This window comes from Bartonella sp. AC329YNZD, from assembly GCF_042196685.1.
Classification (GTDB): domain Bacteria; phylum Pseudomonadota; class Alphaproteobacteria; order Rhizobiales; family Rhizobiaceae; genus Bartonella.
The window spans coordinates 214,994-227,524 of sequence record NZ_JBHIQS010000002.1 but is presented as its reverse complement, the minus strand read 5'-3'; the positions used below and the strand labels follow the sequence as shown (position 1 = coordinate 227,524).

At 38.9% G+C, this 12,531-nt stretch carries 11 protein-coding genes and 1 tRNA gene; 6 read left to right on the top strand and 6 right to left on the bottom strand.

Annotated features, from left to right (window positions below):
* Positions 1-147 precede the first annotated feature (147 nt).
* From rpsA to aroA, 3 genes are all read right to left on the bottom strand, one after another.
* The gene (gene rpsA / locus ACFIMW_RS02150; RefSeq protein WP_026500132.1) at positions 148-1,848 is read right to left on the bottom strand and encodes a 30S ribosomal protein S1; all 1,701 of its coding nucleotides are present in this window, start codon (positions 1,846-1,848) and stop codon (positions 148-150) included.
* Positions 1,849-1,982: 134 nt separating this feature from the next.
* Positions 1,983-2,630 (bottom strand): (d)CMP kinase, encoded by a 648-nt coding sequence (gene cmk, locus ACFIMW_RS02145; protein ID WP_375606160.1) that lies wholly within the window; start codon positions 2,628-2,630, stop codon positions 1,983-1,985.
* Complete coding sequence (gene aroA, locus ACFIMW_RS02140) at positions 2,627-3,955, bottom strand: 3-phosphoshikimate 1-carboxyvinyltransferase (RefSeq protein ID WP_375607948.1); 1,329 nt, start codon at positions 3,953-3,955, stop codon at positions 2,627-2,629. The genes cmk and aroA overlap by 4 nt, the downstream gene beginning before the upstream one ends.
* A 187-nt stretch (positions 3,956-4,142) precedes the next feature.
* On the opposite strand from aroA, the gene ACFIMW_RS02135 reads away from it, so the two are divergent.
* Positions 4,143-4,523, top strand: coding sequence for a TIGR02300 family protein (locus ACFIMW_RS02135; RefSeq protein WP_375607947.1), 381 nt, complete (start codon positions 4,143-4,145; stop codon positions 4,521-4,523).
* Positions 4,524-4,639: 116 nt separating this feature from the next.
* A tRNA-Ala gene (locus tag ACFIMW_RS02130) sits at positions 4,640-4,715 on the top strand.
* 1,646 nt (positions 4,716-6,361) lie between these two features.
* Here the strand turns inward: ACFIMW_RS02130 and ACFIMW_RS02125 are convergent.
* Complete coding sequence (locus tag ACFIMW_RS02125; RefSeq protein WP_375607946.1) at positions 6,362-6,949, bottom strand: hypothetical protein; 588 nt, start codon at positions 6,947-6,949, stop codon at positions 6,362-6,364.
* Between the two features lie 112 nt (positions 6,950-7,061).
* Positions 7,062-8,243, bottom strand: a complete 1,182-nt coding sequence (locus tag ACFIMW_RS02120; protein ID WP_375607945.1) for a DNA recombination protein RmuC — start codon at positions 8,241-8,243, stop codon at positions 7,062-7,064.
* A gap of 90 nt (positions 8,244-8,333) precedes the next feature.
* Here ACFIMW_RS02120 and def point away from each other — a divergent pair, with 90 nt between their 5' ends.
* Genes def through truA form a run of 3 tightly spaced genes read left to right on the top strand, consistent with a single transcriptional unit; the run spans position 8,334 to position 10,544 of the window.
* Positions 8,334-8,870 carry a peptide deformylase gene (gene def, locus ACFIMW_RS02115; protein WP_375606155.1) on the top strand — a complete coding sequence of 179 codons (537 nt, stop codon included), beginning with the start codon at positions 8,334-8,336 and terminating at the stop codon, positions 8,868-8,870.
* On the top strand, positions 8,870-9,799 hold the full coding sequence (fmt, locus tag ACFIMW_RS02110; protein ID WP_375606154.1) for a methionyl-tRNA formyltransferase: 930 nt from the start codon (positions 8,870-8,872) through the stop codon (positions 9,797-9,799). The genes def and fmt overlap by 1 nt, the downstream gene beginning before the upstream one ends.
* Position 9,800: 1 nt before the next feature.
* A complete protein-coding gene (gene truA, locus ACFIMW_RS02105) occupies positions 9,801-10,544 on the top strand; it encodes a tRNA pseudouridine(38-40) synthase TruA (protein ID WP_375606153.1) in 744 nt (247 codons plus the stop codon).
* 32 nt (positions 10,545-10,576) lie between these two features.
* Here the strand turns inward: truA and ACFIMW_RS02100 are convergent, their stop codons facing one another.
* Entirely contained in the window at positions 10,577-11,440 is an 864-nt protein-coding gene (locus tag ACFIMW_RS02100) for an LOG family protein (RefSeq protein ID WP_375606152.1), read from the bottom strand.
* Positions 11,441-11,546: 106 nt separating this feature from the next.
* Here ACFIMW_RS02100 and dapD point away from each other — a divergent pair, with 106 nt between their 5' ends.
* Positions 11,547-12,395: a 2,3,4,5-tetrahydropyridine-2,6-dicarboxylate N-succinyltransferase gene (gene dapD, locus ACFIMW_RS02095; RefSeq protein ID WP_375606151.1), complete on the top strand. Its 849-nt coding sequence runs from the start codon at positions 11,547-11,549 to the stop codon at positions 12,393-12,395.
* Positions 12,396-12,531: the final 136 nt, after the last annotated feature.

The following is a 12,531-nucleotide window of genomic DNA, read 5'->3' as shown; positions in this document are numbered from 1 at the left end:
AAAAACAAACTTTTTGTTTTTATTTGCAAGCATTTGCAATTTTTGACGCAATAATTAAAAAATAAGTAGACAATTTCTTTAGAAAATAAAAAGGTCACTCTTAAAATGAGTGACCTTAATAACAACATCAACTTTAATGATTGATGATTAATCTTGTTCTTGTTTTTTCAAAGCTGCACCCAGAATATCACCAAGAGAAGCACCTGAATCTGTAGAACCATATTGTGCAACAGCTTCTTTTTCCTCTGCAATTTCTAAAGCTTTGATTGATACTGAAATTTTACGTGTTTTTTTATCAAATGCTGTGATGCGAGCATCAACCTTTTGCCCAATTGCGAAACGCTCAGGACGTTGCTCATCACGATCACGCGCAAGATCAGCACGCCGAATAGTTGTCTCAAGGTTGTGGTCAATCAATTTTACACCAATGTCATTGTCGTTAACAGCAATCACTTCGCATGTTACAACTGCACCTTTTCGCAATTCGCCAGAAGCAGCTGCTTCTCCAACTTTATCGCTGGAAAGCTGCTTAATTCCAAGAGAAATGCGCTCTTTTTCAATGTCAACATCAAGAACCACAGCTTTAACGATATCGCCTTTATTGTAAGTATCAATGACTTGTTCACCAGGACGGTTCCAATCAAGATCAGACAGATGAACCATACCGTCAACATCGCCTTCAAGCCCAATAAAGAGACCAAATTCTGTTTTATTTTTAACCTCTCCTTCAATTTGAGAATTGACAGGAAATTTATTGGCAAAAGCTTCCCATGGATTTTCAAATGTTTGTTTTAAGCCAAGAGAAATACGCCGTTTAGAAGGATCAATCTCAAGAACAACCACTTCTACTTCTTGTGATGTAGACAGAATTTTTCCAGGATGAACATTTTTCTTTGTCCAGCTCATTTCAGAAACATGGATCAGCCCTTCGATTCCTGGTTCAATTTCAACAAAACCACCGTAATCAGTAATGTTGGTAACAGCACCCGTAATTTTTTTACCAATCGGATACCGGACACTGATACTTTCCCAAGGATCACTTTCAAGCTGTTTCATTCCAAGAGAAATACGGTGCGTATCTTGATTAATGCGAATAATCTGCACTTTAATCGTTTGGCCAATTGTGAGCACTTCAGATGGGTGATTAACACGCCGCCATGCCATATCTGTAACGTGCAAGAGACCATCAATCCCACCAAGATCAACAAAGGCACCATAATCTGTAATATTTTTCACCACACCTTCAACGATTTGGTTTTCTTCAAGATTTTGTACGATTTCTGAACGTTGCTCAGCGCGGCTTTCTTCTAAAACAGTGCGGCGTGAGACCACAATATTGCCACGACGACGATCCATCTTCAAAATTTCAAAGGACTGTGAATTATGCATGAGAGGTGAAACATCACGAATGGGACGAATATCAACTTGGCTGCGAGGTAAGAAAGCAACGGCACCATCAAGATCGACTGTAAAACCACCTTTTACTTGGCTAAAGATCACTCCATCAACGCGCGCACCAGCATTGAATTTTTCCTCCAAACGGACCCAACTTTCTTCGCGCCTTGCTTTTTCACGCGATAAAACAGCTTCACCCATCGCATTTTCAATGCGTTCAATGTAAACCTCAACTTCATCGCCAACTTGCAAAGAACCATCTTTTGCTTTAGCTCCAAATTCTTTGAGAGGAATACGTCCTTCGACTTTAAGACCAGCATCAATAATGGCCATGTCTTTTTCGATTGCAATAACACGACCTTTAACAACAGATCCTTCATTAAGATCATTAGTTTGAAAAGATTCTGTTAAAAGGGCTTCAAAATCCGCTGTTGTGGGATTGTATTGTGACATAAGAACTCCTAATATATACCTTGTATTATAAGGTATGAGCGCTAGGTTAGTGTTAACATAAGCAACTTCTTGCCTTTTTCCTTTTAAATACAGGAAAAAAAGTTAGCGCTAGGCCGGAAGTCACCTTGACGAATTTATCCAATTATATGCATTTTTATGATTGGATCAATAAAACTACATGCAATTTCAAATGTTGCTTCTATACTCAATTCTGACGTATCAAGCAAGTGGGCGTTTTTTGCTGGTTTTAGTGGGCTTTGTTTGCGCGTTATATCGCGACTGTCGCGCTGTTCAAGTTGAGCTAGGATTTCATGATAATTTGCTTGAACACCTTTTTTTAAAATCTCTTGGTAGCGGCGTTTGGCGCGTGTTTGAACATTGGCTAGAATATAAAACTTGATATCGGCATCAGGACAAACAATCGTTCCGATATCACGCCCATCAAGCACACAGCCGGGCAAAACTTTAGCAAAGTTGCGTTGTTTTTCGACAAGAATTTTGCGTACAGCAGGGTTAATTGCTATTTTTGAAGCCGCTTCACCAAGTTCATGAGAAGAAAGAAGAGAAGGATTTAAGGTATTAAAATCAAGTTCTTTAGCATAAATAATAGCATTACTTTCATCATGAAGAGATAAATTTTGTTGTAAAAGCGCATAAGCAACACCACGATAAGTGAGACCAGTATCGAGATGATGAAGATGATAATGTGCAGCAATTTTACGTGCTAAGGTTCCTTTGCCTGAGGCTGCAGGTCCATCAATAGCAATAACAAAAGGCTTCAAGCGATTCTCCCCCCAAGTTTTTTTATAAAAGGAATAAACTCTGGAAAGCTCGTAGCGATCATTCGTTTATCATCAATGGTAACAGGTTTTTCTGACACAAGCCCAAAAATGAGAAAACACATAGCAATTCGATGATCAAGATGTGTGGCAACATACCCACCCCCCAAACCTTTGGCAGAACCTTTTCCATAAACAACAAGAAAATCTTGACCTTCTTCACAGTCTACGCCATTAATTTTTAATCCTTGAGCAACAGCAGACAGCCGATCTGATTCTTTAACACGCAATTCTTCAATGCCTAACATAACTGTTTCGCCTTCTGCAAAGGCTGCTGCTACTGCCAAAGCAGGATATTCATCAATCATCGATGGAGCACGTTCTTTGGGCACCGTAACGCCTCTAAGGACCGATGATTTTATCCGTAGATCAGCAACATCCTCTCCACCTGTTTGACGTCGGTTCAAAAAATCAATTTGAGCACCCATTTCCCACAATGTTTCGATAAGTCCTATTCGAGAGTTATTTATCAAAACATTTTCAACGGTGATATCAGAGTCTTCTACAAGAAGGGCTGCGATAATTGGAAAAGCAGAAGAAGAAGGATCCCCCGGAATATGAATTGTTTGTCCAGTAAGATGGGGTTGACCATTAAGATGAATCAAACGCGCACCTTCGTTATCTTTTTCTATTTCAAGTTGCGCACCGAATGCTTTTAACATTTTTTCCGTATGATCTCGTGTCAGAACAGGTTCAATAACAGTTGTAGTGCCGGCGGTATTGAGTCCAGCAAACAGGATTGCTGATTTAATTTGGGAGGAAGCTATTGGAACACGGTAGCGAATCGGATTAGCCATTTTCGGTCCATAAAGCGTTAAAGGAAGGTGATCATCGTGCGTTGCCTCAATTTCAACCCCCATGAGACGCAGTGGATCAAGGATACGTCCCATTGGACGTTTAGAGAGAGAAGCATCACCAATAAAAGTTGTTTTCATATGATAGGGACCAACCAATCCCATAACCAAACGAGCACCTGTTCCAGCGTTGCCAAAGTCTAAAGGTTTTTGCGCAGCTAAGAGGCAACCATTTCCTGTTCCTCGTATGATCCAAACTTCATCTTTTTTAATAATACAGGCGCCCATAGCTTGCATAGCAGCAGCTGTATTGAGTATATCAGCGCTTTCAAGTAATCCGTGGATATATGTCTCACCACTTGCTAATCCTCCCAATATAAGAGAGCGATGGGAGATTGATTTATCTCCTGGTATTTGAATTTTTCCAGAGAGACTACTCGATTTATAGGCGGTTATAGGGATTGCTTTTTGCATGGAAATTCTATTTAATTCTATCTAACTTTTATGAAATTATGCATCCTTTAGCACATGCTTTAAAGGACGTCATGAGAAAATCTATGCGGAGCAATGTATTTATCTTTGACAAAGGCATTATTTTTCGATTAAGCACCATAAAATTCATCTTTTAATGGAATAATAGTTAATCAAAGAGGCACGGCTTATGGCAAAACAGGAACTCGGAACTAAACGTGTTGATCCAGAAACAGGAAAAAAATTTTACGATCTAAATCGCGATCCTATTGTGTCGCCTTATACAGGAATTTCTTATCCACGTTCTTATTTTGAGGTTGCGGCAGCTGAAGCAAACAACGAAGAAGAAGTTGATACTGAAGAGCTTGATACAGCACTTGAAAAATCTGCTTTTATGCTTCTTGAAGAGGATGATGAAGATTCTAAAGATGACGATCTTCCTGATTTGGAAGATAGTGATGTAGATCTCGGTGATGACGATGATACATTTTTATCTCATGATGATGACGATGAGGAGGAGGATGTTACTGATATTCTTGGAGGTGGTGTTTCTAACGATGACGACACTTAAAAGAAGTAAAAGAAGGCATCTTTTCTATTGAATGCAAATTCTTCTTGATCTTCAATTTTTCTCGCTTTAAAAGGCATGGGTTGTATATTGTTCTTTTGAGAAAGTTTGTTTTTATAGGGGCTATAGCTCAGCTGGGAGAGCGCTTGCATGGCATGCAAGAGGTCAGCGGTTCGATCCCGCTTAGCTCCACCAAAAGGGTTGGCTTTTCTGTCAAGAGAATCAGTTATAGAATCTGTGCATCTTTAAAAGATTTATGTGCTCTGTAACCATTGTTCCAGTAGCGCGTTCCTTGCTTTAATGCTATCATTATGCGTTTCTAATCATTTGTTGGATTGTAAAGTTTTACTTTACATAACAATGGAAAGGATCATTTTTTATGCTTTACACAGAAATAAAAAAGGAGCTGTTTAACTGACACCTATTTTAAAGGACAAAATTTGAATCCTTCTTCACTACAAAATCATAATCTGTTGATTATCGATATCCTTTTAAAAGATAAGAAGTACCTAAATAAAGATTTGGGAATAGAAGATTAAGATATACTTTCCAATTATTGCGAATCAGGACTTTTGTTGAATATTTTTAGTCTTATCAGATGTTCTAGCAATTTAAAAAATTATCCCCTTGAGTAGCATTCACCAACTCAATACTGAAGCATGTTAAATCTTAAATAACATATTGTTATCATTATAAATTATTTATATTATTAAGTGATAACTCTAAACAAAATAAACTTCTCTCACCATAAGCTATAACGCATTGAATCAATAGGATTCCTTCCTTACACATCACAAACGATGTTGGAGGTGTAGGAGTAAAGCAGTGCCATCATTATACTTTTCAATCCCTAATGTTGCAAAAATTCTTATATTTGAGAATGTTCATAAGAGGTATTTTTGCTCCTTTCTTTATGTGTTTTTATCCACATGCCAATCGCGCTTATGTACAAGCCAATGGTTTTTCTTGGTTAAACATCAAGAGATCTGAAATGACAAAATCCTAAGCTATTCAAAATTCTTAATTCAATATGAATAAAGGTATATTACCGTTATAAAACAATGATTTTTAGTAAAAACCGTTTAAGAAAAGAATAAAAATGCCTCTCATAAATAGTCTCAAATGCAAGCGCTATCACAACATTGAAGGCTTATTTGTTTTTTCATAGGCGTTACAGAAAAATCCTTCCTAGAATATTCTGCTCTGTAAAGTTATATATACTTTACAGTCCTATAAATGATAGTGTTTTACAACACTACAAGATAATTTTTTTAATTAATAATAGGGCAGGAAAGATGAATAGACACGCTTCATTCTATACAATACTCAATATACACTTAGGTTTCTGAAGAGCTGTAGCACTCCCTTTATACAAAGAAAAGTTTTTATGAAACGATACTCTTTCATTGAATGCATTTCTCGTTTTTTATATTGAACTTTTTACCTCTTTATAATGCTGGAATTGCATTTGTTTTGATTGCTATTTTATACACTTAATAAACAGAATATTCAGCCAATAATGCATATAATGAAAATAAAAAAGAGATTATATTTTTTCCTTCAATAATCTCTGGTATTTCACCCAGTGCTCAATGCCAGCGCGCTAAATGGAAGATCGTTTCTATTGTCAACTCTTTGAACAAAGGGGGAAAATATAGAGAGTGCGCTCAAATATATCGTGCATTGCAAAAGCTTTCTGTCGCTTGAGTTTATTCTATTCAATAACAATTTATTTTATTCTAAAACCGGAAAAACGAGATAACCTTGTCGCACCATAAGAAATTTTGCTCTCAAATAATTTCACCACATCAATTCTCTGATTGAGATTTTCAAAATCCTCCCTAACGCCATCCACATCTCTTTAATTGCTGTTCATAGAGCTTCGATATTCTCGCCATGCGCTGTGCTACCTGTGAAAGTGCAACAGTGACATGCCCGCCACTACGCGCATAAGCACCATGTCCCATATGATAATTTAAATAAAGGCTATATGCATCATCAAACCTCACGCCATTGCGTTGAACACTTTGGCGATGATACCAAGCAACAAAATCAGCAGCATCTGCGAAATTCGTACGCCATGCAAAAGACTTTCCTGTAGAGCGAAGATACATTGCCCATGTACTGTCAAGCGCTTGAGCATAACCATAAGCTGTCGACCGACGCTTCCATGGGATAAAACCAAGTAGTTTTTTGCGTGGAGGACGTGCATTATGACGAAAACTTGATTCCATATTAATGGTTGCAAGAATAATAGGCATAGGAATCCCATAGCGCATTTCTGCTTTTTGAGACGCCTTTCCCCAATTATCAAAAAAACCATTTTTTTGTGCTAAAATAGCGCAAGCATTGTTTGTGTGAGTAGGAGTGGTTGTTGCACAGCCCCCTAGCAGAAACACCAATGCCCCTAAAAACAAAAGGTGTCGCATATTCTCTATTCCTCTCGTTTAAGAAATAAAACAAGATAGAGATACTAAAAAATGATTACCAATCAATAAAGAGCGTGATCTAACTTGTGATATTTAAGAAAATTGTTTTGCGTTATTCCTCATCAACTAAACGCAATGTTTGTGACTGAGCGGATGTTGTCATTTTTGTTGGCTCAGAGTAATTTTCTTTTAATTCGAAAGTTTCAATGCGATTTGCCCGTTTCATAATTTTGGAAGATGATATTAAAATTCCCTCTATATCTTCACCTGCTTTGTAAAAGTGCTTCTGTAGGGCGCGAACACGCATATCCATTCGTCCAAAATCTTCCATCAGTTTTGCCACTTCCGATTGAATTAAATGCGCTTGTTCACGCATCCGCGCATCTTTCATAATGGTTTGTACAACCTGGACAGAGAGCATCAACAAAGATGGTGAAACAATAATCACATGGGCTCTATTGGCTTTTTGTACCAATGCCTCAAAGTCCTCATAAATTGTTGCAAAAATTGATTCCGATGGCACAAAAAGGAAAGCAGTGTCATGGGTTTCTCCAGGAATTAAATATTTCTGCGCAATATCACGGATATGGACTTCCATATCGGTACGAAATTGGCGTTCTGCCTCTTGACGCTCTTGCGTTGATGCGGCTTTACGCATAGCATTCCAAGCCTCTAGAGGGAATTTAGCATCAACAACAAGAGAAGGTGCTTTATTGGGCATATGAATAAGACAATCTGGGCGCTTTCCGTTGGAAAGAACAGCCTGAAAAGCATAGGCATTTGCTGGTAAGGCATCAGCAATAATTGCTTCCATCCGCCCCTGACCAAAGGTACCACGTGTCTGCTTATTGCTTAAAATGGATTGCAACTGAACAACTTGTCCCGTAAGCGATTGAATATTATTTTGTGCCGCATCAATCACTGCTAAACGTTCTTGCAAACGATTCAAATTTTCATAAGTGGATTTAGTCTGTACCTGAAGTGTTTGACCTAAGCTTGTTGTCATTCCATTGAGTTGCTCACTGAGCGATTTATTCAATTCAGCTTGCCGTTGACCAAAAATTTCCGCCATCGTTTGCATTCGCCCTTGCATTTCAGCTTGTGTTTTTAGCAAGGTAGCCATCTGCATTTGTGCCTCACGCGCACGTTCAGCAGTTTCTTGTTCCAAAAATGTTCTTTTTCGATGAGAATGTATCAGCATAAAAAATGCCAAACAGACAAGTGTAAATAAAAGTAAAACGATTAATTTAGAAAAAAACTCACCAGTGAGTATAGAAAAAAACGAATCAAACATAAAAGGTAATATAACGCTCTTATGGTAAAAAAATGCAAGAATCCGTTATTCAATATTGACCAATAACAAACCTTTGATTAATCTCTTCTTATGCCAATAAGATCTTTAGTTATTTTACCTGATCCGATTTTACGGGAAGAGTCCAAACCCGTTGAGCAGGTCGATTCAGCTCTCCAAAAGCTCGCAGATGATATGTTGGAGACCATGTATCATTCTAAAGGTGTTGGTCTTGCTGCTATTCAAATTGGTATACCACTACGTATGTTGGTTATGGATGTCTCTGGAAATTCTGAAGATGAGCAGAAAAAACCGCTTGTTATTATCAACCCTGAGATTTTATGGCTTTCAGATGAGCGCAATATTTATAAAGAAGGTTGTCTTTCTATTCCTGACTATTTTGCGGAAGTTGAACGCCCTAAACGTCTGCGTGTTCGCTATCAGGACCGTGAAGGAAAACAGACAGAAATTGAAGCAGATGATCTCTTGGCGACTTGCTTACAGCATGAAATTGATCATTTAAATGGGCGTCTTTTTATTGATTACATTTCAAAGATCAAACGCGATATGGTGATACGAAAATTTAAAAAACGCGCAAAAGAAAAAAACACACAGGAAGCAGTTTTGTAATGGCATTACGGTTAAGTTTTATGGGAACACCAGATTTTTCTGTTCCCATTTTACATGCTTTATTGAATGCTGGTCATGATGTTGTCGCTGTTTATAGTCAACCCCCTCGTCCAGCAGGACGTCGGGGGCTTAAATTAATCCCCTCAGCTGTTCACACGGTAGCAAAAGAAAAATCTATTCCTATCTTTACGCCTCAAACACTTAAAACAGCCGAACAACAAGAAAAATTTGCAGCACTTTCTGTTGATGCTGCTATTGTCGTGGCTTATGGACTCCTGTTACCCAAAGCTATTCTCGAAGCACCGCGTTTTGGTTGTTTTAATGCCCACGCTTCACTCTTACCACGTTGGCGTGGTGCTGCACCTATTCAACGAGCAATTATGGCCGGTGATAAGGAAACAGGTATCATGATCATGAAAATGGATGAAGGACTTGATACAGGACCTATTGCTCTTTCTCGTTCTCTCCCTATTACTGATAGCGCCACCAGCGCTGAGCTTTCAAATAAACTTTCAAATATAGCCGCAGAACTTATGATAGAAGCTCTATCAACTCTTGAAAAAGGACAACTTAAACTGACCCCACAATCAGAGGAAGGCATCACCTATGCAGCCAAAATTAGGAAAGAAGAAACCCGCATTGATTGGACAAAACCTGCAGAGTTTATTCATAGGCATATTCGCGCGCTCTCTCCCTCTCCTAGTTGCTGGTGCAATATGAATATCGGTGGACGAGAAGAACGCGTAAAAATTATTGAAAGTCGCTTAACAACAGGAGCTTCTTTTGAAATTGGGAGGATAGAACCAAATTCTTTGATTATTCATTGTGGACAAGGACGGATAGAAATAACCTCTCTCCAAAGATCTGGCGGTAAAATTCTTGATAGCGCAACATTCTTGCGAGGCGCTCATATTTCTGCTGTTTTTTAATATGCCACGTTTTAAACTCACTCTTGAATACGATGGTTCAAATTATGCTGGTTGGCAGCGTCAAGTGGAGCTTCACACGATACAAGGAACTCTTGAACAGGTACTCTTTTCCTTCAGTGGACAACAATTGACCATAACAACAGCAGGACGAACGGATGCAGGGGTGCATGCCACGGGACAAGTTGCCCATGTTGATTTTGAAAAAAACTGGCCCCCCCATACTGTGCGTGACGCACTCAATGCTCTTTTACGTAAACAGGGAGAAGCGATTTCAATCCTAAACGTACAAAATGTCCCTGATGACTTTGATGCACGATTTTCCGCTGTAAAGCGCCATTATCTTTTTAAAATTCTCAATCGCCGCTCTCCACCAGCTCTAAATGCCAAACGCGTATGGTGGATACCAAAACCTCTTAATGCTGAAGCTATGCATGAAGCTGCGCAAAAGCTTGTTGGACAACATGATTTTACAACTTTCCGTTCAGCACATTGCCAAGCCAAAAGCCCTATTCGTACCCTTGAACGCCTTGATGTTCAAAGAGAAGGAGAGGAAATCTTCCTTTATGCACAAGCTCGTTCTTTTCTTCATCATCAAATCCGTTCATTCGCAGGAAGCCTCATGGAAGTGGGTATTGGACGTTGGACAACACAAGATCTTGAAGCAGCTCTTCACGCTAAAGATCGCAAACGCTGTGGTGTTGTTGCCCCCCCCTCAGGACTTTATTTAACCAAAGTAGAATATTAATGATCCTTCAAGCGTTAACGCCTCAAAAACTGTTAAGGCAGCATATAAAAAGAACGAATTTCTTCAAACGCTTCTGCTGCTGTATTGACAAATTTCACAAAATTAACATCACTGGGAGAGATCGTACCTTGTGCAGATAGATACTCAAAGTTGATAGCATTGCTCCAAAATTCTTTGCCAAACAATAAAATTGGTACCTGTTTCATACGCCCCGTCTGTACTAAAGTTAACGTCTCAAACAGTTCATCCAGAGTCCCAAATCCTCCAGGAAAAATGGCTAATGCTTTCGCTCGTAATAAAAAATGCATTTTTCGCATCCCTAAATAGTGAAAATTAAAACACAAATGCGGCGAAACATATGAATTAGGCTCTTGCTCATGCGGTAAAATAATATTCAAGCCAATTGTTGGAGCCCCAACATCACAAGCACCACGATTTCCCGCCTCCATGATCCCTGGTCCGCCCCCCGTAACAACCACAAATTCACGATATTCTGTCGTAGCAGAATAAAGTGAGCACAAACGCGCAAACTCTCTTGCTTCATCGTAATAATGTGACATAGCACGCAAATTTTTCTTTTGTGTTTCATTTTTTGCTGCCCACGCAGCTTGCCTAGGTTCAGGAATGCGCGCACCACCAAACAAAACAACTGTCGATTGAATATTATATTCTTTAAGAGTTATTTCCGGCTTTAAAAATTCAAGACCAATACGTTGTGAGCGCAACTCTGGACGCATCATAAACTCTTGATCGATATAGGCTAAACGATAAGTAGACGAACGCACCTGTGCTGAATTAGAGACTTTATGTATTTGTTGTAGAGCATCCTTCGTATGGAGAAGTGGTGTCCAGTTTTCTTGCTCTGCTTTTCTTTTTTCTTTACAGCCTTTTTTCATGCACCTGTCCTACTTCCTCATCGTTTTATTGACTGAAAACATTTCTTCGCGTAAGTCATAGAGAATAAATCTTGAAGCTTTCAACTTGTTTAACGGAACTATGTTCATGATCAATCTCACACAACTTGAAATCATTATCGAAAAAGCATTTGATGATCGTGATTCTATTGATACTACCACAAAAGGTGAAATTCGTGAGAGTGTCGAACACGCATTGAATCTTCTCGATAAAGGTGCAATTCGCGTCGCAGAACGGCAAAAAAACGGACAATGGCATGTTCATCAATGGTTGAAAAAAGCTGTTTTGCTCTCTTTTCGGCTTAACCCTATGCAAATTATTGCCGGTGGTGTAAATGGAACACATTGGTGGGATAAAGTTCCTTCAAAATTCTCTGGTTGGCAAGAGGCAGATTTTAAAAGCGCTAATTTCCGTTCTGTTCCTGGAGCCATTGTACGCCATTCTGCCTATATTGCACCTCATGTTGTATTGATGCCATCCTTTGTCAATCTCGGCGCCTTTATCGATGAAGGAACAATGGTTGATACATGGACCACCGTCGGTTCTTGTGCTCAAATTGGTAAACATGTTCATCTTTCTGGCGGTGTTGGTATTGGAGGTGTTTTGGAACCCCTGCAAGCAAATCCAACAATCATTGAAGATCACTGCTTTATCGGTGCACGCTCTGAAATTGTTGAAGGCTGTATTATTCGTGAAGGCGCTGTTTTAGGAATGGGAGTCTTTATTGGAAAATCAACAAAGATTATTGATCGTACAACAGGTGAAATTTTTATTGGTGAAGTACCAGCCTATTCAGTGGTCGTGCCAGGTTCTCTCCCTGGAAAACCATTACCAAATGGTGAAGCAGGCCCAAACCTTTATTGTGCTGTTATTGTAAAACGCGTTGATCAAAAAACACGAGAAAAAACATCCATTAATGATCTTTTACGTTCTTAGACACAAGATTAATGCATAATAATATTTTCTCGTTTTTTAACTTGAATAATAACCTCGAATACAAGGATTCTCTCATTTCAAATCCTTTCATAGTGAATCAATCACTATCATTTCCTTGCTCGTCACAAACGTAGTT

Coding starts and splice junctions, on each gene's coding strand:
- ACFIMW_RS02100 (WP_375606152.1), bottom strand. CDS start 11,440: ATGAAAAAAGGCTGTAAAGAAAAAAGAAAAGCAGAGCAAGAAAACTGG.
- fmt (WP_375606154.1), top strand. CDS start 8,870: ATGGCATTACGGTTAAGTTTTATGGGAACACCAGATTTTTCTGTTCCC.
- ACFIMW_RS02125 (WP_375607946.1), bottom strand. CDS start 6,949: ATGCGACACCTTTTGTTTTTAGGGGCATTGGTGTTTCTGCTAGGGGGC.
- aroA (WP_375607948.1), bottom strand. CDS start 3,955: ATGCAAAAAGCAATCCCTATAACCGCCTATAAATCGAGTAGTCTCTCT.
- ACFIMW_RS02135 (WP_375607947.1), top strand. CDS start 4,143: ATGGCAAAACAGGAACTCGGAACTAAACGTGTTGATCCAGAAACAGGA.
- def (WP_375606155.1), top strand. CDS start 8,334: ATGCCAATAAGATCTTTAGTTATTTTACCTGATCCGATTTTACGGGAA.
- rpsA (WP_026500132.1), bottom strand. CDS start 1,848: ATGTCACAATACAATCCCACAACAGCGGATTTTGAAGCCCTTTTAACA.
- ACFIMW_RS02120 (WP_375607945.1), bottom strand. CDS start 8,243: ATGTTTGATTCGTTTTTTTCTATACTCACTGGTGAGTTTTTTTCTAAA.
- truA (WP_375606153.1), top strand. CDS start 9,801: ATGCCACGTTTTAAACTCACTCTTGAATACGATGGTTCAAATTATGCT.
- dapD (WP_375606151.1), top strand. CDS start 11,547: ATGATCAATCTCACACAACTTGAAATCATTATCGAAAAAGCATTTGAT.